The 18,965-nt window shown below is 64.2% G+C and carries 22 protein-coding genes and 2 pseudogenes; 13 read left to right on the top strand and 11 right to left on the bottom strand.

The features are described 5' to 3' along the window. Positions 1-6 precede the first annotated feature (6 nt). From E8F12_RS05870 to gltP, 5 genes and pseudogenes are all read left to right on the top strand, one after another. A complete protein-coding gene (locus tag E8F12_RS05870; protein WP_280324342.1) occupies positions 7-1,170 on the top strand; it encodes an acyl-CoA dehydrogenase family protein in 1,164 nt (387 codons plus the stop codon). Between the two features lie 54 nt (positions 1,171-1,224). Next, the gene (locus E8F12_RS05865) at positions 1,225-2,427 is read left to right on the top strand and encodes a CaiB/BaiF CoA-transferase family protein (RefSeq protein WP_280324341.1); all 1,203 of its coding nucleotides are present in this window, start codon (positions 1,225-1,227) and stop codon (positions 2,425-2,427) included. Between the two features lie 64 nt (positions 2,428-2,491). Beyond that, positions 2,492-3,319, top strand: a complete 828-nt coding sequence (locus E8F12_RS05860; RefSeq protein WP_280324340.1) for a MaoC family dehydratase N-terminal domain-containing protein — start codon at positions 2,492-2,494, stop codon at positions 3,317-3,319. 20 nt (positions 3,320-3,339) lie between these two features. Continuing rightward, a complete protein-coding gene (locus E8F12_RS05855; RefSeq protein WP_280324339.1) occupies positions 3,340-4,164 on the top strand; it encodes a CoA ester lyase in 825 nt (274 codons plus the stop codon). A 530-nt stretch (positions 4,165-4,694) separates the two neighbouring features. Next, positions 4,695-5,954 (top strand): annotated as a pseudogene (gene gltP, locus E8F12_RS05850) (glutamate/aspartate:proton symporter GltP); the annotation flags it as partial. A 222-nt stretch (positions 5,955-6,176) separates the two neighbouring features. On the opposite strand, the gene E8F12_RS05845 reads toward gltP, so the two are convergent. The 4 genes and pseudogenes from E8F12_RS05845 to E8F12_RS05830 all read right to left on the bottom strand — a co-directional run bounded on the left by E8F12_RS05845 (position 6,177) and on the right by E8F12_RS05830 (position 8,571). After that, positions 6,177-7,028: an SDR family oxidoreductase gene (locus E8F12_RS05845; protein ID WP_280324338.1), complete on the bottom strand. Its 852-nt coding sequence runs from the start codon at positions 7,026-7,028 to the stop codon at positions 6,177-6,179. 14 nt (positions 7,029-7,042) lie between these two features. Next, positions 7,043-7,584: pseudogene (gene dmpG / locus E8F12_RS05840) on the bottom strand (4-hydroxy-2-oxovalerate aldolase); the annotation flags it as partial. Positions 7,585-7,717: 133 nt separating this feature from the next. After that, positions 7,718-7,879 carry a carbon storage regulator gene (locus E8F12_RS05835; RefSeq protein ID WP_280324337.1) on the bottom strand — a complete coding sequence of 54 codons (162 nt, stop codon included), beginning with the start codon at positions 7,877-7,879 and terminating at the stop codon, positions 7,718-7,720. A 557-nt stretch (positions 7,880-8,436) separates the two neighbouring features. Further along, positions 8,437-8,571: a hypothetical protein gene (locus E8F12_RS05830; protein WP_280324336.1), complete on the bottom strand. Its 135-nt coding sequence runs from the start codon at positions 8,569-8,571 to the stop codon at positions 8,437-8,439. Between the two features lie 453 nt (positions 8,572-9,024). Between E8F12_RS05830 and E8F12_RS05825 the strand changes: the two genes are divergently transcribed. Both E8F12_RS05825 and E8F12_RS05820 read left to right on the top strand, forming a co-directional pair. Beyond that, on the top strand, positions 9,025-9,174 hold the full coding sequence (locus E8F12_RS05825; protein WP_280287663.1) for a hypothetical protein: 150 nt from the start codon (positions 9,025-9,027) through the stop codon (positions 9,172-9,174). A 98-nt stretch (positions 9,175-9,272) separates the two neighbouring features. Then, entirely contained in the window at positions 9,273-9,476 is a 204-nt protein-coding gene (locus E8F12_RS05820; RefSeq protein ID WP_280324335.1) for a hypothetical protein, read from the top strand. Positions 9,477-9,478: 2 nt separating this feature from the next. Here E8F12_RS05820 and E8F12_RS05815 read toward each other — a convergent pair whose 3' ends face one another. From E8F12_RS05815 to E8F12_RS05805, 3 genes are all read right to left on the bottom strand, one after another. Further along, a complete protein-coding gene (locus E8F12_RS05815) occupies positions 9,479-10,147 on the bottom strand; it encodes a DUF882 domain-containing protein (protein WP_280324334.1) in 669 nt (222 codons plus the stop codon). A 101-nt stretch (positions 10,148-10,248) separates the two neighbouring features. Then, entirely contained in the window at positions 10,249-10,431 is a 183-nt protein-coding gene (locus E8F12_RS05810; RefSeq protein WP_280324333.1) for a hypothetical protein, read from the bottom strand. A gap of 82 nt (positions 10,432-10,513) precedes the next feature. Continuing rightward, on the bottom strand, positions 10,514-10,888 hold the full coding sequence (locus E8F12_RS05805; protein ID WP_280324332.1) for a helix-turn-helix transcriptional regulator: 375 nt from the start codon (positions 10,886-10,888) through the stop codon (positions 10,514-10,516). 516 nt (positions 10,889-11,404) lie between these two features. Here E8F12_RS05805 and E8F12_RS05800 point away from each other — a divergent pair. From E8F12_RS05800 to efp, 3 genes are all read left to right on the top strand, one after another. Next, positions 11,405-11,614 carry a hypothetical protein gene (locus tag E8F12_RS05800; protein ID WP_280287648.1) on the top strand — a complete coding sequence of 70 codons (210 nt, stop codon included), beginning with the start codon at positions 11,405-11,407 and terminating at the stop codon, positions 11,612-11,614. Positions 11,615-11,730: 116 nt separating this feature from the next. Then, a complete protein-coding gene (gene earP / locus E8F12_RS05795) occupies positions 11,731-12,864 on the top strand; it encodes an elongation factor P maturation arginine rhamnosyltransferase EarP (protein ID WP_280324398.1) in 1,134 nt (377 codons plus the stop codon). Positions 12,865-12,907: 43 nt separating this feature from the next. Further along, positions 12,908-13,474: an elongation factor P gene (gene efp / locus E8F12_RS05790; RefSeq protein ID WP_280324331.1), complete on the top strand. Its 567-nt coding sequence runs from the start codon at positions 12,908-12,910 to the stop codon at positions 13,472-13,474. A 60-nt stretch (positions 13,475-13,534) separates the two neighbouring features. Here the strand turns inward: efp and E8F12_RS05785 are convergent, their stop codons facing one another. Together E8F12_RS05785 and E8F12_RS05780 are read right to left on the bottom strand one after the other, a co-directional pair. Continuing rightward, positions 13,535-14,554: an alpha/beta hydrolase gene (locus tag E8F12_RS05785; protein ID WP_280324330.1), complete on the bottom strand. Its 1,020-nt coding sequence runs from the start codon at positions 14,552-14,554 to the stop codon at positions 13,535-13,537. Between the two features lie 151 nt (positions 14,555-14,705). Further along, positions 14,706-15,152, bottom strand: a complete 447-nt coding sequence (locus tag E8F12_RS05780) for a MarR family transcriptional regulator (protein ID WP_280324329.1) — start codon at positions 15,150-15,152, stop codon at positions 14,706-14,708. Positions 15,153-15,300: 148 nt separating this feature from the next. Between E8F12_RS05780 and E8F12_RS05775 the strand changes: the two genes are divergently transcribed. Then, a complete protein-coding gene (locus tag E8F12_RS05775; RefSeq protein ID WP_280324328.1) occupies positions 15,301-15,810 on the top strand; it encodes an RDD family protein in 510 nt (169 codons plus the stop codon). Here E8F12_RS05775 and E8F12_RS05770 read toward each other — a convergent pair whose 3' ends face one another. Then, on the bottom strand, positions 15,811-16,764 hold the full coding sequence (locus E8F12_RS05770) for a LysR family transcriptional regulator (protein WP_280287653.1): 954 nt from the start codon (positions 16,762-16,764) through the stop codon (positions 15,811-15,813). It abuts the gene before it with no gap. A gap of 101 nt (positions 16,765-16,865) precedes the next feature. On the opposite strand from E8F12_RS05770, the gene E8F12_RS05765 reads away from it, so the two are divergent. Beyond that, the gene (locus tag E8F12_RS05765) at positions 16,866-17,618 is read left to right on the top strand and encodes a sulfite exporter TauE/SafE family protein (protein ID WP_280324327.1); all 753 of its coding nucleotides are present in this window, start codon (positions 16,866-16,868) and stop codon (positions 17,616-17,618) included. Positions 17,619-17,743: 125 nt separating this feature from the next. On the opposite strand, the gene E8F12_RS05760 is transcribed toward E8F12_RS05765, so the two are convergent. Then, complete coding sequence (locus E8F12_RS05760; RefSeq protein WP_280324326.1) at positions 17,744-18,595, bottom strand: LysR substrate-binding domain-containing protein; 852 nt, start codon at positions 18,593-18,595, stop codon at positions 17,744-17,746. A gap of 97 nt (positions 18,596-18,692) precedes the next feature. On the opposite strand from E8F12_RS05760, the gene E8F12_RS05755 reads away from it, so the two are divergent. Continuing rightward, positions 18,693-18,932, top strand: coding sequence for a DUF1127 domain-containing protein (locus E8F12_RS05755; protein WP_280324325.1), 240 nt, complete (start codon positions 18,693-18,695; stop codon positions 18,930-18,932). Positions 18,933-18,965: the final 33 nt, after the last annotated feature.

Below are 18,965 nucleotides of genomic sequence, written 5' to 3'. Positions count from 1 at the left end.
ACAACAATGAGCATCCGTAACAACGAAGAACTGAATGCCATCCGCGAAGGCGTGCGCGCCCTCTGCGCCGAATTTCCCGCCGAGTACTGGCGCAAGATCGATGAAGAGAAGGGCTTTCCAGAGGCCTTCGTGACCGCTATGACCGAGGCCGGCTGGCTGTCGGCGATGATCCCGGAAGAGTACGGCGGCTCCGGCCTGGGCCTGGCCGAGGCGTCGGTGATCCTCGAAGAGGTGAATTACTGCGGCGGCAACTCCGGCACCATCCACGGGCAGATGTACAACATGTTCACCCTGCTGCGTAACGGCAGCGAGGAGCAGAGGCGCTACTACCTGCCGAAGCTGGCTAGCGGCGAATTGCGCCTGCAGTCCATGGGCGTCACCGAGCCCACGACTGGCACCGACACCACCAAGATCAAGACCACGGCGGTGCGCCAGGGCGACAAGTACGTGATCAACGGCCAGAAGGTGTGGATCTCGCGCATCCAGCATTCGGACCTGATGATCCTGCTGGCCCGCACCACGCCGCTGGCCGAGGTGAAGAAGAAGTCCGAAGGCATGTCGATCTTCCTGGTGGACCTGCGTGAGGCCATCGGCAACGGCCTGACCGTGCAGCCGATTGCCAACATGGTCAACCACGAGACCAACGAGCTGTTCTTCGACAACCTGGAAATCCCCGCCAGCAGCCTGATCGGCGAAGAGGGCAAGGGCTTCCGTTACATCCTCGACGGCCTCAATGCCGAGCGCACCCTGATCGCTGCCGAGTGCATCGGCGACGGCCGCTGGTTCACCGAGAAGTCCGCCCAGTACGCCCGCGACCGCGTGGTGTTCGGCCGGCCCATCGGGCAGAACCAGGGGGTGCAGTTCCCCATCGCCGAAGCCCATATCGAGATCGAGGCTGCCGACCTGATGCGCTGGCGCGCCTGCGAGGAGTACGACGCCGGCCTGAATGCGGGTGCCGCCGCCAACATGGCCAAGTACCTGGCGGCCAAGGCCAGCTGGGAAGCGGCCAACGCCTGCCTGCAGACCCACGGTGGTTTCGGCTTCGCCAACGAGTACGACGTGGAGCGCAAGTTCCGCGAGACCCGCCTGTACCAGGTGGCGCCCATCTCCACCAACCTGATCCTGTCCTACGTGGCCGAGCACCTGCTCGAACTGCCGCGTTCGTTCTGACCCTGTCAGCCGCGCCCCTTGGCGGGCGCGGCGTCTGCAATCGGGAGCTTATCCATGAGCCAGCCTGCAGCAATGCGCCCCCTCGACGGCATCACGGTGGTCAGTCTCGAACACGCCATCGCCGCGCCGTTCTGTACCCGTCAGCTGGCCGACCTGGGCGCGCGCGTGATCAAGGTCGAGCGCCCCGGCTCCGGTGACTTCGCCCGTGGTTATGACGAGCGCGTCAGTGGCCTGGCGTCCCATTTCGTCTGGACCAACCGCTCCAAGGAGAGCCTGACCCTGGACCTCAAGCAGGGCCCGGCGCTGGAGGTGCTGGATCGCCTTCTGGAAAAGGCCGATGTGCTGGTGCAGAACCTCGCGCCCGGCGCCGCCGCGCGCATGGGACTGTCCTTCGAGGCGTTGCACGCGCGCTTTCCACGCCTGGTGGTGTGCGACATCTCCGGCTATGGCGAGGGCGGCCCTTATGAAAAGAAAAAGGCCTATGACCTGCTGATCCAGAGCGAGGGCGGCTTCCTCTCCGTCACCGGCGGCCCGGGCGACGACGAAATGGCCAAGGCCGGCTGCTCCATCGCCGATATCGCCGCAGGCATGTACGCCTACACCGGCGTCCTCTCTGCGCTGCTGTTGCGGCAGAAGACCGGGCAGGGCAGCAGGGTGGACGTGTCCATGCTGGAAAGCCTGGTGGAGTGGATGAACTACCCGATGTACTACGCCTACGAAGGCGCTCCGCCGCCGCCTCGTGCGGGCGCCGCCCATGCCACCATCTATCCCTATGGTCCCTTCCCGGTAGGGGACGGCAACAGCGTGATGCTCGGCCTGCAGAACGAGCGCGAATGGCAGGCCTTCTGCGCGAAGGTGCTGCAGTGCCCGGAACTAAGCACGGATGAGCGCTTTTCCGCAAACTTCAAACGGGTGGCGAATCGCTCGGCCTTGCGGGCCATCATCGTCGAGACCTTCGCTCGGCTTGACTTCGATGCGGTGATCCAGCGCCTGGAGGAGGCGCAGATCGCCAATGCGCGGGTCAACGACATGCAGGGCGTGTGGGAGCACCCTCAGCTCAAGGCCCGCGACCGCTGGCGCCAGATCGGCAGCCCGTCAGGTCCCTTGCCGAGCCTGCTGCCGCCGGCCAGCAACAGCGCCTATGCGCCGCGCATGGACCCGGTGCCGGCCCTGGGCGAACACACCGAGGCATTGCTGGCTGAACTGGACGTGCCCGCCGAGCAGGCGGAGCAGATGCGCCGGGCCGGAATGATCTGAATTCATGGAGGCCGGTCGGTAGAGTCGACAAGGGCTTCCAGTCCAATCGAGGAGCAAGACGAACATGAGTGAAGTGGAGCTGTCCGCCTGGATCGGACGCACCGAGGAAACCCACGACCAGATCAGCCGCAACCTGGTCAAACGCATCGCCGCTACTCTCGGCGAACCCACCCCTGCCCACGGCGAAGCGCTGCCGCCGTTGTGGCACTGGGCCTTTTTCCAGGACCCGGTGTTCGAATCCCGCCTTGGCGGGGACGGGCATCCGGCGCGGGGCGGTTTCCTGCCGCCGGCGGACAACCGCAACCGCATGTGGGCCGGCAGCCGCCTGGAGTTCATCGAGCCGCTGAAGGTGGGCGGGGAGGTGACGCGGATTTCCACCATCCTCGACGTTCAGGAGAAGCACGGCCGCACCGGCTCGCTGCTGTTCGTCACGGTGCGCCATGATCACTTCCAGGAGGGGCGCCTGGCCCTGCGCGACGAGCAGGATATCGTCTACCGCGAGCCTACGCCGCCCAAACTGTCCAGCCCCGACCCGTTGCGCAGCGGTGCCTGGCTGGAGACCGTCGAGCCCAGCCCCACGCTGCTGTTCCGTTATTCGGCGGTCACCTTCAACGGCCACCGCATCCATTACGACTGGCCTTACGTCACCGAGACGGAGGGCTACCCGGGGCTGGTGGTCCACGGGCCGCTGATCGCCACTCTCAACCTGCGCGCCTTCTGCCGCGCCAATCCGCAGGCGCGCCTGCGCCGCTTCGCCTTTCGCGGTGTGCGCCCGCTGATCTGCCCCGAGCGCTTCGAGGTAAGTGGAACGCTGGTGGGCAGCGGCAAGGCGGAAGTCTGGGCCGGCAACCAGGCCGGCCTCGCCCAGCTGGGCGAAGTGGAATTCGACTGACAGGGCAGGGGAACACAATCATGAGCAAGACCGTCATCCGATCCGCGTTATTCGTACCGGCCACCCGTCCCGAGCGCATTCCCAAGGCCCTGGCCAGCGGCGCCAGCCGGGTGATAGTGGACCTGGAGGACGCCGTCCAGGAAAGCCTCAAGGTGGAGGCGCGGGACAACCTCGAACGCTTCCTCGTCGAGCATCCGGACGTTGAAATCCTGGTGCGGGTGAACGCGCCGGCGCATCCCCAGCACGAAGCCGACCTGGCGCTCTGCCAGCGGCACGCAGGGGTGGTCGGGGTGATGCTGCCCAAGGCCGAAAGCGCAGCAGAGGTACGTCGCGCGGCGGCCACCGGCAAGCCGGTCTGGCCCATCATCGAAAGCGCCCGTGGGCTCTGGGCGGTGGGCGAGATCGCTTCGGCAGAGGGCGTCGAGCGCCTGTCCTTCGGCAGCCTCGACCTGGGGTTGGACCTCAACCTGGCCAGCGGCAGCGAGGCCGCGGAGCAGGTAATGGGCCATGCGCGCTACGCCGTGCTCCTGCATTCCCGTCTTGCCGGCCTGGCGCCGCCCCTGGACAGCGTCTACCCGGATATCCAGAACGCCGAGGGACTGGCCCGGACGGTACGTTTCGCCCGCGACATGGGCTTCGCCGGCTTGCTGTGCATCCACCCCAGCCAGGTGGAGGTGATCCACCAGGCCTTGCGCCCCAGCGACACCGAGCTGGACTGGGCTCGCCGTGTGCTCGCCGCGGCAGCCTCGGGGGAGGGCGTATTCGTGGTGGATGGGGCGATGGTGGATGCCCCTGTGATCGGCCGCGCCCGCAGCCTGCTGGAGCGGGCGGGGGAAGATGAGTAACCGGCTCTGCCTGATGGGAGCCAACCAGATAGGGGAGCCGTGCGCACCAGCGGTTGGACGCGGCGCCGGCGCCGGCGCCGAGCCCGCAATCGCTGCGCATGGCGCACCCTACAGTCAGGCAAGCGCGGAGTCATGGGTAGGCGTCGCCCCTTTCCAGGGGGCTGTGCGCCTTTCGTCGGGCCGCGTTTTACGGAATTCCCCGCTATAGCCTCCGGGCATATCTGATAGGCCGTAACGCCCACTGATCCTCGCGCCGCCCATGGAGTAGCTTTACCTCCGCAGTATTCGCTTCGGTGTTAGGCCGAATCACAAGAATAAGAACCGAGGACTTCACTCATCATGCCCCGACTCACTGCCCAGGGCCCCTCCGGGCCACTGCGTCATAACAAGTACCAACGCTTCGATCTGCCGCCTCCTTCGTCTTCCCAACCCCGGCCTTAACAGCCAACTCCCCCGACAAGTCGCCAACTTTCGCCGGTTCATCCGACGGAAGCGGGCGGAGCTTTAACCGGATTCAAGGACTACAAGACATGGGCAAAGCCAAACTCAGCCTCGCCTGGCAAATCGTCATCGGCCTGGCGCTGGGCATCGCGGTAGGTGCCGTACTCAACCAGTACGGCGCGGAAAAGGCCTGGTGGATCACCAATGTGCTGCAGCCGACGGGCGATATCTTCATCCGCCTGATCAAGATGATCGTCGTCCCGATCGTCATCGCGTCGCTGATCGTCGGCATCGCCGGCGTGGGCGACGCCAAGAAGCTCGGCCGCATCGGCCTGAAGACCATCATCTACTTCGAGGTGGTGACCACCCTGGCGATCGTGGTCGGCCTGCTGCTGGCCAATGTCTTCCAGCCTGGTGCCGGCATCGACATGAGCACCCTGGGCACCGTGGACATCTCCAGGTTCCAGCAGACCGCCCAGGAAGTGCAGCACGACCACGCCTTCATCGCGACGCTGCTCAACCTGATCCCCTCCAACGTCTTCGCGGCCATGGCACGCGGCGAGATGCTGCCGATCATCTTCTTCTCCGTGATGTTCGGCCTGGCCCTCTCGAGCTTGCCGACGGAGACCCGTGAACCCTTGGTGAAGGTGTTCCAGCACATCGCCGATACCATGTTCAAGGTCACCCACATGATCATGGCCTACGCCCCCATCGGGGTATTCGCGATGATCGCGGTGACCGTGGCCAATTTCGGTTTCGCGTCCCTGTTGCCGCTGGCCAAGCTGGTAATCCTGCTGTATGTGGCGGTCGCTTTCTTCGCCTTCGTGGTGCTGGGGCTGGTGGCGCGGCTGTTCGGCTTCTCCATCGTCAAGCTGATGCGCATCTTCAAGGACGAACTGGTGATGGCCTATTCGACCGCCAGTTCGGAAACCGTGCTGCCGCGCATCATCGAGAAAACCGAGGCCTACGGCGCACCCAAGTCCATCAGCAGCTTCGTGGTGCCCACCGGTTACTCTTTCAACCTCGATGGCTCGACCCTCTACCAGAGCATCGCCGCCATCTTCATCGCTCAGCTCTATGGCATCGACCTCAGTCTTGGCCAGCAACTGACCCTGGTGCTGACCCTGATGGTCACCTCCAAGGGGGTAGCCGGCGTGCCGGGTCTGTCCTTCGTGGTGCTGTTGGCCACCCTGGGCAGCGTCGGCATTCCCCTGGAAGGCCTGGCCTTCATCGCCGGTGTCGACCGACTGATGGACATGGCGCGTACCGCGTTGAACGTGATCGGCAACGCCCTGGCGGCGTTGGTGATCTCCAGATGGGAAGGGCTGTATGACAAGGAGAAGGGCGAGAGCTACTGCCGTGCGGGACTGAACCCTGGCGGCAGGCGTTCGCCCGATGTGGGTATCGACGTGGCCCCCTGATCTCTTCCTGGCACCACTACAATCGACAATGAAGCAGGCGTCTGTCGGGGAGTCGGCAGCTGGGATATCAGCTGGGGAAAGCGGACATGCGAGTGTCCGCTTCTGGCCGCAGCGGACACAGGTAGGTGAGGCCAGGCATTGGCTTTCTGCCTAGCGCCCGGCCACCCACTCCTGGCTCAAGCGCCACAGCTCGGCCGCCAACGCCATGTCCTGTGCCGTGGGCGATGCTTCGGCCTCGGCGCAGTCGGCGTAGTACAGGCCACTCTGGGTGGAGAGAGCCGGGGTGGTTGCGCAGAACAGGGTCGTTGCCGCCCCTTCGGCTTCGCTGCGCATGAACTTCTTGAGCAACCAGGCCGCCGGGCCGGGGAGGGTGCGCCAGACGTCGGTGGCAACCACTCCCGGGTGAACCGCATAAGTGGTTACGCCGCTGCCCTCCAGTTGACGTGCCAGTTCCTTGGTGAACAACAGGTTGGCCAGCTTGGCGACCGCATACTCCTTGATCCCGGTTCGACTGCTCGTTGGCTGGCGAACGGCAGTCATGTCGATGGTCTGCGCGTGCCGATGCGCCTTGCTGGAAACCATGACGACACGTGCCGGCGCAGATTCCTTGAGGCGTTCGAGCAGCAACTGCACCTGCAGGAAGTGGCCGACATGGCAGGTACCGAACGCAAGTTCGAAGCCGGACCTGGTCAGGCCGCGCTGTCCAGCGAGACCCGCGTTCCCCACCAGCAGGTGCAGGGGAAGCCGAAGTTTCAGGAAGGCCTCGGCGCAACGTCGCACCGAATCCAGGTCCGCGAGGTCCAGCGGTATGTAGGCGACCTTGGCTGTCCCGGCGCTGACGCGGGAGATTTCCTCCAGCACGGGTTTCGTGCGCTCCGCCGAGCGGCAGGCGAGGAACACGCGGTAGCCCTGCAGCGCCAGTTCGCGCGCGGTGACGCGACCGATGCCGGAGCTGGCGCCGGTGACGATGGCCACCTTGCCGTTCGGAACAACGTTGGTCATGTCTTCCTCTCCATTCAGCGACTCACCTGATCCTGCTGCTTGAGGAGGTCCAGGGCGACGTCGACGATCATGTCTTCCTGGCCGCCGACCATCCGCCGCCGGCCCAGCTCGACTAGGATGTCGAGGGTCTTCAGCCCGTACTTGGTCGCCGCCACTTCGGCATGCCGCAGGAAGCTGGAGTAGACGCCGGCATAGCCGAGGCCCAGCGTTTCGCGGTCGACCCGCACCGGGCGGTCCTGCAGCGGGCGCACCAGGTCGTCGGCGGCATCCATCAGCCGATAGAGGTCGCTGCCGTGATTCCAACCCAACCGTTCAGCGTTGGCGATGAACACCTCCAGCGGCGCATTGCCGGCGCCCGCGCCCATGCCGGCGAGGCTGGCGTCGATGCGGTCGCAACCTTCCTCCACCGCGACGATCGAGTTGGCCACGCCGAGGCTGAGGTTGTGGCGGGCGTGCATGCCGGTCTGGGTCTTGGGCTTCAGCAGCGCCTTGAAGGCGCGCGCGCACGGATGTCCTGCATGTTCATGGCGCCGCCGGAGTCGGCCATGTAGATGCACTGCGCGTCATTTTTCGCTGGCCCGGCAGGCGTGGTGCTGTAGGGCGATCGGCACCTCCCGCTCTTCCAGGCCGGGTCCAACGTATGCCGCAGTCAGGGGCGAGAGCGTCAGAATTCTTCCCGCAGAAGCGCGTCAGATCCGTTGGTGAGGGCAGCTCTCCCAGTCCCTGACCACAATTGCCTTCGGTGCGGTGATACCCAGGACGGCCTTGTTGCCTGTAGCGGCCATCACTCGGACGGTGACGTTGTCGTTGATGCGGATGGATTCGCCGATGCGTCGGATGAGAATCAGCATATCGATCTCCTTTCCGCTGATGGGGGAGCTGGCTGGCGCCGAGCTATCCCCGCCCGGGTGCAACCTTGCAGTCGTGGCATTCCCTGGTTCCAGACCGCATTGCACGGCGCCAGCCTCAGTACGGTTGATCTTGGTCGTGGCGCGGTAGTTCCAGTGGCAAACGGCCATTGGTCGCAACCCCAGGTCGCTAGCGTGCTGCCGAGAGCCGATGCGGCGCCCAGGGCAGGATTGCTGGCGGATAGGGGGCTACGGCCTAGAGTTGATTTCGGGCGCGGGGAAACCGCTGCAGGTCAGGCCAAGGGAGAACCGAAGATGATCGAGACTCGGCACCGGCGCCATGTCTCCCGTCACTGCCGCCGGATATAGCTGAGCACCTTGGCAGGCGGGCCTGGTGACGTTCGGTTCTGCAAGTGTCGGGATCGCTATCCTTGTCGCTGTGCTGCTCCTGCTTTGGGGGTTCCGCCAAGGGGCAAGCGCATGACCGGGTGCCTATGCATTGCTCTGGCGATCAGGAACGACAAGCCCCGCGCGCGGGCGGGGCTTTGGTCGATCTGATGTCAGTATCCGCCGCTACCGCCCGAGGGCTCGCTTTGCTGCGAACCGCCGCCATCGCTGCTGCGGTTGTCACAAGAAGAGCCGCTGATCGCAATGATCAGGGCAAGCATGGCTAGAGGGATTAGGCGCTTGAGCATGCCGGTTCTCCTGTCCAGTGACCCCCAGATGGCATTGGGCGCTTCTGCAGCGGGAAAGTCCTTGAGCAGCAGACCAGCGGTACCGGTCCTCCGGACGTCGAATTGTGCCCGCGATGGACGGCACCTCACGGGCGCAGGATTCACCCGATTTCAGGGGAATGCTCAGGAACGTGGGTCCGTTCAAATTGTCTGAATATTCGACCGGCTGTATCGACATTGGCTCATCAGATTGCCTCAACCTTTGGTTTGCGGCCGATGGAGGAGTACTCCAATGAAAGGAATGATTGCGTTGTTGCTGGGTGCGGTAATCGTTCTGACTGGCTGTAGCTTCAGTGCTCCAGGGGTACATGCTCGGATTGGCGACGCGGATGCCGTCCGGGTCGACCTCGGTGGTGGGCATTACCATGGCGGCGGATTCTGCCCACCGGGGCATCGTATGAAGGGGGAATGCTGATGATTTCCCGCATTCTGGTCCTTGTGCTGGCCGGTCTGCTCCTCACGGGGTGCAGCCTTCGATTACCGGGCGTCGCCATTGACATCGGCGATGTCGACGATGGGCCGCATCACTGCCCGCCGGGACAAGCGAAGAAAGGTAACTGCTGATCCAATGTCGGGCGCTTCCCACTCCATGGATCCATGGCGGCCCCGCGTGGTCGGCGTTATAGTCCGCGACCTCTCCACTCCAACCCCGGCACCTTGCAATGGACGAAGATCTCGACCTCCACGAACCCGAGCATGACCACCTGCTCGACAACGACGACGATCTGGACGATGAATTCTTCGACGACGAGGAAGGCGACCTGCTGGATTCGCCCGAAGGGGCGTGCGATTACTGCGGGGAGCTCACCGACAGGACCGACAGACGGGGTCAATTCGTCTGCGGTGATTGCGCCGACCCGGACTGACCTCAGCTGAAGCTGTGCTCGTCCTGATCCAGCAGGGCAAGCGCCCATTCCTCCTGCCCCGGCTCCACCAGTTCGGCCACGCGCCAGGTCCTGACTCGGCCAACGTCGACATGGATGAAACCCTTGGACGGGTAGAAGCCCACACCGCCGGCGCCGATGGCGCGAACCAGCTTGCCCAGTCGCTCGATGCTGACTCCGGGAATGCGGATATCTGCGGCCATTCCGCGGATGTGCAGCGATTGCCTGGCCGCGCCCTCGAGGCTGGCATTGTGGCGCGGAGTGCGGTAGCCGCTATTGATGAGGATGCGGGTGGGCAGTTTGTTGATGCGCAACCAGGCCTGGATCAGGAAGAGCAGGTCCAGCAATTTGACGTTGACCTTTACCGTGGTCTTGTACTTTACGTCCCGCAGGATGCGGCAGCCCTGCCGATAGCCCTTGAGGTCCCAACCCTTGCCCTTGCGGAAGTAGCAGAAAGTGGCGATTTCCCCAGCTGCCGGGCGCTCCAGGCGCAGATGACGGTCGCGGTTGAGCAGCCGGGCATGGAGATTGCGCGGCCGCAGGGCCATGTCGATTCGGCTGGCCAGGGTATCGCCCGTGGCCAGGAGCGCCGCGAAGGCAACCAAGGCCTTGAGCACTTGGCGTCGGGAGATGCCTGGGGTGGAAGCAGCCATGGTCGACCGCTCTCGATGGGCCGGGTCCCAGAATATACACCCGGTAGCGCACCTTCTCGGAGTGGCAATGAAAAGCCCCGCTTCAGCGGGGCTTCCAAGGTTTAGCGGTGGCCTTTCCGGTGCCCGTCCCGGTGATCTCCGTCATCCCGATCATCATGATCGCGGTGGTTGTCCCAATCTCCACGGTGGCGGTCGTGGTCGTCATCGAAGTGATGGATGATGCAGCCGCTGCTGCTGGCAAGTACGGCTGCCAGCAAGGCGATCTTGACGACTTGGGCAAGCATAGGCAGTACCTCTCGAGGCAAGGGGAGTGCGGTTCCCCATGTCCTTGAGACAGCAGCGGCACGGAAAGGATCGGCCTGGCTTTCAGTCTTCCGCCCGTTCCAGGCGGCGGGCGATCTGTTGCAGCAGGAGCAGGTCCTGCTCGTCCAGTCGCCCCTCACTGGCGGCCAGGGTGAGGCTGTTCAGCACCTGTCGCGAGCGCGGGCTGAGCTTGTCCTCGGGCGTGTACTGGCCTTCTTCGGATTCGGCAATCTGCATCGCCGGATTGAGCAGGTCGTTGAGCGTCACCCCTAACACCTTGGCGATTCGCCTCAGGTCGTCGAACGAGGGCTCCCGAAAGTCCTTCTCGTAGTTGCCGATGCGGGATTGGGATTCCCATCCGCACTTGGTGGCCAGGGCCTGCTGGGAGAGTCCATTCAATTTTCTGTAGTGCGCAATGCGCGATCCAAGCGTGTTCATGCCGCGAATCTTAATTACGGAATGAAACGTCTTGGTGTCACTTATCGTGATTGATCAATGCACTAACTGTGATTATTGTGGGTCGCATTCAAGGAATTGCCAAGAGCTGAATCGGACAACGAGGAAAACCCGCATGGCCAGGACGGATCCGCCGCCAACTGGGTGCTGGAAGAGCAGGATGCGCTTCGCTGCGCCCGAACCCGCATGTCGTGATGCGAGGTGGCGGCCCTGGCGGTTGGACTGCCATTGCGGCAGCCCTTGGGCAACCGGGCCGCCACCCTGACGTGACGGTCCTGTCCAGGGTTGAGCGGACAGGGGCATGGGTGACTTCCTGTCAGGGGACGCCATCGACGCTGTTGGCTTTGGTCCATTTGTGTAGCTGCGACATTTCCCTGCTGTCCAATAAGGCGACGGAAGGCCAATTGCTGAAATGGATAGCCACTATCGAGGCAACTGATTTCTGTTCCCCGACGTGCCCTCATAGTCTTGGCGCCATGCAAAGCGATGGAGGTGGTCATGTCCCACGTTGATGTCATGTCCTTGGTTGGTACCGCGGTTCCCGAGGCGCTCCGTTCCGATGGCCATATGGCCTGCTGGTTCGTCGTGGTGGACGGTGTGATGCGCTCCGGTCCCTTCGTCTCCCGCGAGGCGGCTGGCGCCAGCAAGGCGATCTGGCTGCTGGAAATGGCCCGTCGCCAGCGCGGTCCCGACACCCTGGTGGCCTGAGGCTTCCTTCCCCGCTCTTCCTTTTCTGCTCCATGCTCCCTTGGCCCGCCTTCTTGGCGGGCATTTTGTTTCTGCGCCCGGCGTCTTCGGTAAACTGCGTTTTTTCCCCGGGAAGCCTGAATGTGAAGTGGGACATCTTCTGCAACGTCATCGATAACTTTGGCGATATAGGCGTCACCTGGCGCCTGGCTCGCCAACTGGTGGCCGAGCATGGGCAGGCGGTGTGCCTCTGGGTGGATGAGCCCGCGGTTTTCGCACCGTTGTGCCCACAGGCCGATCCCGAGGCCGAATGCCAGTGGCAACTGGGTGTGGAGATTCGCCACTGGCGTCAGGACTGGCAGCCCATGGAGGTGGCCGATGTGGTGATCGAGGCGTTCGCCTGCGAGCTGCCGGCCCAGTACCTGGAAGCCATGGCCGCCCGGGCGGACAAGCCGCATTGGCTGAACCTGGAATACCTCAGCGCCGAGGACTGGGTGGCCGGCTGCCATGGGCTGCCGTCCGTCCAGTTCAACGGCCTGCAGAAGGTGTTCTATTTTCCCGGCTTCACCGAAGGCACCGGCGGTCTGTTGCGTGAGTCCACGCTGGTGGAGCGGCGCCAGGCCTTTCAGGCAGACCCGCAGGCGCGCCGTTCTTTCCTCGAGGAGCTGGGCGTGGAGCTGGAAGAGGGTGCGCTGCTGATCTCGCTCTTCGCCTACGAGAATGCCGCCTTGGCCGCCTGGCTGGATGCCCTGGCGGCCAGTCCGCAGCCGGTGCAATTGCTGGTGCCGGTCGGTCGCGTGTTGGGAGACCTGGCCCGTTGGCTGGGTGAAGAGAAACTGACGGCCGGCTCCGGCTTTCGCCGCGGCAACCTGGCCATCCAGGTACTGCCCTTCGTCAGCCAGGAGGACTACGATCGAATTCTCTGGAGCTGCGATTTCAATGCCGTGCGCGGGGAGGATTCCTTCGTCCGCGCCCAGTGGGCCGGTCGGCCGCTGCTCTGGCACATCTACCAGCAGGAGGAGGGCGCCCACTGGGACAAGCTGGAGGCGTTCCTCGCCCTCTATTGCGGTGAGCTGTCGCCTGCCGCAGCTGCCGCGCTGGCCGAAAGCTGGCGTGCCTGGAACCGTGGCGAAGGCATGGCCGAGGCCTGGTCCGCGCTGCTGGCGCAGTGGCCGGAGATACGGCACCACGCCGAGCGCTGGTGCCAGTTGCAGGCTGCACGCATCGACCTTGCGACGGGTCTGGTGCAGATTTGTACAAATTCGCTATGATATGCGGCCTGTTTTTTGTCACTCATCCACATCGGATATTCGTATGAAAACCGCTCAAGAGTTCCGCGCCGGCCAAGTCGCCAACATCAATGGCGCTCCCTGGGTCATCCAAAAGGCCGAGTTCAACAAGTCCGGCCGTAACAGCGCAGTCGTCAAGATGAAGCTGAAGAACCTGCTGACCGGCGCCGGCACCGAGACCGTGTTCAAGGCCGACGACAAGCTGGAGCCGATCATCCTCGAACGTAAGGAAGTGACCTACTCCTACTTCGCCGATCCGCTGTACGTGTTCATGGACACCGAGTTCAACCAGTACGAGATCGAGAAAGCCGACCTGGAAGGCGTCATGACCTTCATCGAAGACGGCATGACCGACGTTTGCGAAGCCGTGTTCTACAACGATCGCGTGATCTCCGTCGAACTGCCGACCACCATCGTTCGCCAGATCGCCTACACCGAGCCGTCCGTCCGTGGCGACACCTCCGGCAAGGTGATGAAGACCGCTCGCCTGAACAACGGTGCCGAGCTTCAGGTTTCCGCCTTCTGCGAAATCGGTGACTCCATCGAGATCGACACCCGTACCGGTGAGTACAAGTCCCGCGTCAAGGCCTGAGCCTTCTAGCGAGACAAGAAAAAGCCCGGCTGATACCGGGCTTTTTCGTTTCCGCAGCCCTTACTTCAGGTGCTCCTTCAGCGCTTCGCCGGCCTGTTGCACCGCGGCGCGAGTGCCCGGCACCTTGGCCAGCACGTTGAGCAGGCCGAAGTCGTGGATCATCCCGTTGTAACGCACTGAGGTGACTTCGACGCCGGCGGCATCCAGCTTGCGGGCGTAGGCTTCGCCTTCGTCACGCAGCACGTCGAACTCAGCGGTCTGCACCAGGGCCGGCGGCAGTCCTTTCAATTGCTCCACCGAAGCCTGCAGCGGCGAGGCGTAAATCTCGGCGCGCTGGCGCGGGTCGGTGGTGTAGTTGTTCCAGAACCATTGCATCAGGCTCTTGCTGAGGAAATGGCCATCGGCGAACTGGTTGTACGACGCGTTGTTGAAGTTGGCGTCGGTCACCGGCCAGAGCAGGGCCTGGAAGCGGATCTTCGGCGTGCCCTTGTCCTTGGACATCAGGCTGACCACCGCGGCCATGTTGCCGCCAACGCTGTTGCCGGCCACCGCCAGGCGGCTGCCATCCACGCCAATCTCCTTGCCATGCTCGGCCACCCACTTGGTGGCGGCATAGGCCTGGTTGATGGCGGTCGGATACTTGGCCTCGGGGGAGGGCGTGTAGTTCACGTAGACCGCCACGGCGCCGGAGCCGGCCACCAGGTCGCGGATCAGGCGCTCGTGGGTCGGATAGTCGCCCAGCACCCAGCCGCCACCGTGGAAGAACATGAAGACCGGCAGCGTGCCCTTGACCCCAGCGGGACGGACGATGGTCAGGTCGATCTGCTGGCCGCTGGCCTCGATTGTCTTCTGGCTCACGTCGGCGTTCGGCAGTTCCAGCTTAACTCCGGCCTGGGCACCGGCCAGCACGGCACGGGCATCCTTGGGCGTCAGGGTTTCCAGAGGCTTGCCGCCGCCCGCGGCCAGAGCTTCGAGAAAGGCCTGAGTGGTGTGCTCCACGCCCGGGCTGCCCGCGGCAAAGGCGTGGCTGACGGACAGGGCGAGCAGGCTGCCAGCGACGAAAGTGCTGATCGGTTTCATGGCGTCTTCCTCTATCTGGATTGATTTGATGTCTAAAATTTAGCGCGCTAAGTAAGTGCGTGGGGCAGAAATTAAACCCGATTTATTTAGTGCGCAAGATATTTATTGAAAGACTTTGGAATAACGCCTGTTTGACTCGGGCATAAGGCCGTCAGACGGCCTTGCCCAGGTTGCCGCGCAGCGAAACCAGCTCGTCCTTGAGACTGTCCAGCTGCTCGATGGAGCGCCCGGTGGCGGCGAGGATGCAGGCGGGCACGGCCTTGGCCTTCTCGTGCAGGGCACGGCCCTGTTCGGTGAGCCGCAGCTCCACCACGCGCTCGTCCTTGTTGCTGCGGGTGCGAGTGATAAATCCCTCGGCTTCGAGGCGCTTGAGCAGCGGCGTGAGGGAGCCGGGGTCGGTGAGCAGGCGGTTGCTGATTTCGCCCACGGTGATGCCGTCGCTTTCCCAGAGCACCATCATGGCGAGGTATTGCGGGTAGGTCAGGCCCAGCTCCTGGAGCAGGGGCTTGTAGACCTTGGTCATCAGCAGGGACGTGGAATAGAGGGCGAAGCAGAACTGGTTATCGAGCAGCAGCTCGTTGCAGGGGGTGATGGACATGATTGGCCTCCTGGGCAGTGATGGAGGCTAATTTAGCGCGCAAGCCTTTCGTGGGCAAAATGCATTTTGTCCATCAGCTCGCTGGACGCCTTGCGTTGCCTTGTCCACGGGCCACAATTGCCCAGTCAATCACTGCAAGGAGTGCAACATGGACAACCTGGATAATCCCTATCAGGCCCCCCAGGCGGAACTCATGCTCAACAGTGCCGCCGAACCGCTGCTCGCCTCCCGTGGGACCCGTCTCGGCGCGGCGCTGATCGACGGCCTGATCATGAGCCTGGCGACCGTGCCGGTGGCCTACTTCACCGGTGCCTTCGCGGCGGCCCAGCAGGGCATCGAGCCGAGCCTGGGCCAGCAGCTGCTGAGCCTGGTGGTGGGAGTGGCGGCCTTCCTCCTGGTCAACGGCCACTTCCTCAAGACCTACGGGCAGACCCTCGGCAAGCGGCTACTGAAGATCGCCATCGTCGACCTGAATGGCAAGGTGCCCGAACTGGGCAATCTGCTGCTCAAGCGTTACCTGGTCTGGTGGCTGCTGGCCTATATCCCGGTGGTGGGGATGCTGGTGGTGCTGGTGGACTACCTGTTCATCTTCCGCGCCGACCGTCGTTGCCTGCACGACCAACTGGCTGGCACCCGCGTCGTGCAGTTGCCGAGCTGATCACGCGCGGCCCAGGCCGCCCAGGGCAAGGTCCCAGGGCGGCACCGGGCCGAAGCGGTTCTTCAGGAACTCCAGCAGCAGCCGGCTGCGCGAGCTGGCTTCTCCTTCCAGGCGCAGGGCATAGATGCCGCTGGGCTCGGGCGGTGGCAGGCCGTCCTCGCAGAATAGCGGCACCAGTTCCCCGCGCACCAGGTACTCGCTGATCAGCCAGGTGGGCAGGTGGGCGATGCCGAGCCCCGCCATGGCGCTGAACAGCAGGGTCTCGGCATTGTTCGCAGTCATCCGCATGCGTCCCGGGCGAATCAGCTGCAACTTGCCGTCCACCTCGAAGCGCCAGGCATAGGGTGGCGCCAGGGCGTCCCAGTCCAGGCCGTCATGTTCGGGCAACTCGCGTACGTCGCGGGGAATGCCGCGGCGACGCAAGTATTCGGGGCTGGCGCAGAGAACCCGCACCAGTGACGACAGCGGGGTGGCCACCAGGCGGGTATCGGCCAGCGGGCCGATGCGCAGCACCAGATCGACCTGGCCCAGGTTTTCGCCCTGCATGTCAACGAAGCTGTCGATCAGCCTCAGCTGCACGTCGAGGCCGGGGTAGGTCACCAGGAACTCGGCGATCGCCGGCGCCAGATGACGGCGGCCGAAAGGCGCGGGGGCGTCGATGCGGATCAGGCCTTCCGGGGCGCTACTCAGGGACACCGCCTCGGCGCGGGCCAGGCGCAGTTCCGCCAGCACCCGTTTTGCCCGCTCGGCAAAGGCGAGGCCGGCGGGGGTCGCCTTCACCGCGTGGGTGCTGCGCACGAACAGGCTGCTGCCCAGGGCGCGCTCCAGGGCGTCGATGCGCCGGGCCACGGCCGAAGGCGTGAGCGGATGGCGGCGGGCGGCGGCGGAGAAGCTGCCGGCATCCAGGACGTCGAGGAAAAGGGCGAGCTGTTCGGTGAGGGCGTCGGGGTTCATCTGCATTGCCTATGCGTACTTGGCAAAGCCATTGTGCGCCGCTGTGCGTTTCCGCGCCAACCACGCCGGCGTAGCATCCGCTCCATCTGATTGGAGGCGTTATGGACTTGCTGGCTCTGCTATTGAATCTGCTGCTCGGCGCGCTGCTCGGCACCCTGGGCGGACTCTTCGGTATCGGTGGCGGCCTGATTGCCATCCCGGCGCTGGGGGTGCTCTTCGGTCTCGACCAGCAAATGGCCCAGGGCACGGCCCTGGTGATGGTGGTGCCCAATGTGCTGCTGGCGCTCTGGCGCTACCACCAGCGCAATCGCATCGATCCGCGCTATGCAACGCTTCTCGCGGCCACCAGTTTCGGCTTCGCCTGGCTGGCCTCGCTCTACGCGGTAAAGGTTGACGCGGCGAGCATGCGCCTGGCCTTCATCGGCTTCCTCCTGGCGCTGGCCGCCTACAACTTTGCGCGGATGTTCATGGCCAAGGTCGAGGCCAGCAGCGAGCTGCGCCAGCCCTGGCCCTGGCTGGGGGCGCTCGGCGGCGTGGCGGGGGCGGCGGGCGGCCTGTTCGGCGTAGGCGGGGCGGTGATTGCCACGCCAGTGTTGACCAGCGTATTCGGCACCACCCAGGTGATGGCCCAGGGCTTGTCCTTGGCGCTGGCCGCTCCGAGCACGGCGGTGACCCTGGCCACCTACGGCCTGCATGATCATGTGAGCTGGGCCATGGGCCTGCCCCTGGCGGCGGGCGGACTGCTCAGCATCAGCTGGGGCGTGCGCCTGGCCCACGCGCTGCCCGAGCGGGTGCTGCGCTCGCTGTTCTGCGCCTTCCTGCTGCTCTGCGCGGCGTTGCTGGGGATCAAGTAACCAAGGGTGCATCAAGCGGCTGGAAGTGAGCGTCGACATCCAGCAGGCATGCCTGCTTGGTGGAAATCCGCCACGCGGATTTTCACCCTGGTTGGCTCTCCCGGCCGAATAGGGCGGGTCACGCGTCAGGTGCGGAAGCCCTCGACTATCTGCTCGGCCAGGGTCGCGGTCACCGGCGACTGATTGTGCTCGTTGCGCAGCAGCATGATGTTGCACAGCGGCAGCTGCGGCAGGCCCTCGGCTTCTCCGACTATGCGCATGTCGGGCGGGATCAGGCTCTGCAACTGGGCCGTCACCGCCAGGCCCGCGCTGACCACCGCCATGAGCGCCGACAGGCTCGGGCTGGTGTAGGCCACCCGGTACTCGCGGCCCATGGCGTCCAGGGCGTTGCAGGCCCAGGCACGGCAGAAGCATTCACCGTTGAACATGGCCAGCGGCACGGGCGTTTGCTCATGGGGGCTGAAGCCGATGGCCTCGGCCCAGACCAAGCGTTCCTGGAGCAGGAGTTCGCCGATGTCGTCGCCCGGCTTGCGGGTGACGATGGTCAGGTCGAGGTCTTGGCGCTGCAGCAGCTGGGCGGAAGAGTCGCAGTGCACTTCGACCTGCACCAGCGGGTAGGCCTGGGCGAAGCGCGAGAGGATGCCGGGCAGGAAGCGCATCACATAGTCGTCCGGCGTGCCGATGCGCACCGAGCCCACCATGTGCGGCTGTCGCAGGGTGTTCATCACTTCGCCGTGCAGTTTGAGGATGCGTCGGGCATAGCCCAGGAGGATCTGGCCTTCGGCGGTGAGCCTGACCTGGCGGCCGTCGCGCTCGAACACCGTGCGCTGCAGCACATCCTCCTCCAGCCGCTTCATCTGCATGCTCACGGCCGACTGGGTGCGGTTGACCACTTCCGCTGCGCGGGTGAAGCCGCCATTATCGGCGATGGCGACGAAGGTGCGCAGCAGTTCGGTATCGATGGCTGGGTAGCTCATTCATCAAATCCTGAGATGCAGTGCATCAGAAACATTCGTTGGATTGATCTTAGTCCTGGTCGGAAACTGGCGCCATCCCCACACGGAGGGCGATGCGATGAAAGGTCAACGTGGTTTTATCGGCACTTTGCACCAGGCTCATTTTCCTTCGCTGCCTCATCAGGAAAACTGGTTCGGCAGCCTGCTGCATCAGCTGAAGCGCTGGTATCAACTGGCCCATGAGCGCGAACAGTTGGCCAGCATGAGCGATGAGCTGCTGAAGGATATAGGCCTGTCCCGTGCCGACGTCATGCAAGAAAGCGAGCGTCACTTCTGGGAAGACCCGCTAAAAAAATGAAGCAGCAGTGCGGCCCGCCACCGGTGAAGCGAA

Origin of the sequence: Pseudomonas sp. BN102, from assembly GCF_029871245.1 — a bacterium.
Taxonomy (GTDB): Bacteria; Pseudomonadota; Gammaproteobacteria; order Pseudomonadales; family Pseudomonadaceae; genus Metapseudomonas.
This window is presented reverse-complemented; position numbering and strand designations above follow the sequence as displayed.

Excerpts from the sequence above, each read along its gene's own strand:
- E8F12_RS05870 (WP_280324342.1), top strand. The coding sequence starts at position 7 with ATGAGCATCCGTAACAACGAAGAACTGAATGCCATCCGCGAAGGCGTG.
- E8F12_RS05865 (WP_280324341.1), top strand. The coding sequence starts at position 1,225 with ATGAGCCAGCCTGCAGCAATGCGCCCCCTCGACGGCATCACGGTGGTC.
- E8F12_RS05860 (WP_280324340.1), top strand. The coding sequence starts at position 2,492 with ATGAGTGAAGTGGAGCTGTCCGCCTGGATCGGACGCACCGAGGAAACC.
- E8F12_RS05855 (WP_280324339.1), top strand. The coding sequence starts at position 3,340 with ATGAGCAAGACCGTCATCCGATCCGCGTTATTCGTACCGGCCACCCGT.
- E8F12_RS05845 (WP_280324338.1), bottom strand. The coding sequence starts at position 7,028 with ATGACCAACGTTGTTCCGAACGGCAAGGTGGCCATCGTCACCGGCGCC.
- E8F12_RS05835 (WP_280324337.1), bottom strand. The coding sequence starts at position 7,879 with ATGCTGATTCTCATCCGACGCATCGGCGAATCCATCCGCATCAACGAC.
- E8F12_RS05830 (WP_280324336.1), bottom strand. The coding sequence starts at position 8,571 with ATGCTCAAGCGCCTAATCCCTCTAGCCATGCTTGCCCTGATCATTGCG.
- E8F12_RS05825 (WP_280287663.1), top strand. The coding sequence starts at position 9,025 with ATGATTTCCCGCATTCTGGTCCTTGTGCTGGCCGGTCTGCTCCTCACG.
- E8F12_RS05820 (WP_280324335.1), top strand. The coding sequence starts at position 9,273 with ATGGACGAAGATCTCGACCTCCACGAACCCGAGCATGACCACCTGCTC.
- E8F12_RS05815 (WP_280324334.1), bottom strand. The coding sequence starts at position 10,147 with ATGGCTGCTTCCACCCCAGGCATCTCCCGACGCCAAGTGCTCAAGGCC.
- E8F12_RS05810 (WP_280324333.1), bottom strand. The coding sequence starts at position 10,431 with ATGCTTGCCCAAGTCGTCAAGATCGCCTTGCTGGCAGCCGTACTTGCC.
- E8F12_RS05805 (WP_280324332.1), bottom strand. The coding sequence starts at position 10,888 with ATGAACACGCTTGGATCGCGCATTGCGCACTACAGAAAATTGAATGGA.
- E8F12_RS05800 (WP_280287648.1), top strand. The coding sequence starts at position 11,405 with ATGTCCCACGTTGATGTCATGTCCTTGGTTGGTACCGCGGTTCCCGAG.
- efp (WP_280324331.1), top strand. The coding sequence starts at position 12,908 with ATGAAAACCGCTCAAGAGTTCCGCGCCGGCCAAGTCGCCAACATCAAT.
- E8F12_RS05785 (WP_280324330.1), bottom strand. The coding sequence starts at position 14,554 with ATGAAACCGATCAGCACTTTCGTCGCTGGCAGCCTGCTCGCCCTGTCC.
- E8F12_RS05780 (WP_280324329.1), bottom strand. The coding sequence starts at position 15,152 with ATGTCCATCACCCCCTGCAACGAGCTGCTGCTCGATAACCAGTTCTGC.
- E8F12_RS05775 (WP_280324328.1), top strand. The coding sequence starts at position 15,301 with ATGGACAACCTGGATAATCCCTATCAGGCCCCCCAGGCGGAACTCATG.
- E8F12_RS05770 (WP_280287653.1), bottom strand. The coding sequence starts at position 16,764 with ATGAACCCCGACGCCCTCACCGAACAGCTCGCCCTTTTCCTCGACGTC.
- E8F12_RS05765 (WP_280324327.1), top strand. The coding sequence starts at position 16,866 with ATGGACTTGCTGGCTCTGCTATTGAATCTGCTGCTCGGCGCGCTGCTC.
- E8F12_RS05760 (WP_280324326.1), bottom strand. The coding sequence starts at position 18,595 with ATGAGCTACCCAGCCATCGATACCGAACTGCTGCGCACCTTCGTCGCC.
- E8F12_RS05755 (WP_280324325.1), top strand. The coding sequence starts at position 18,693 with ATGAAAGGTCAACGTGGTTTTATCGGCACTTTGCACCAGGCTCATTTT.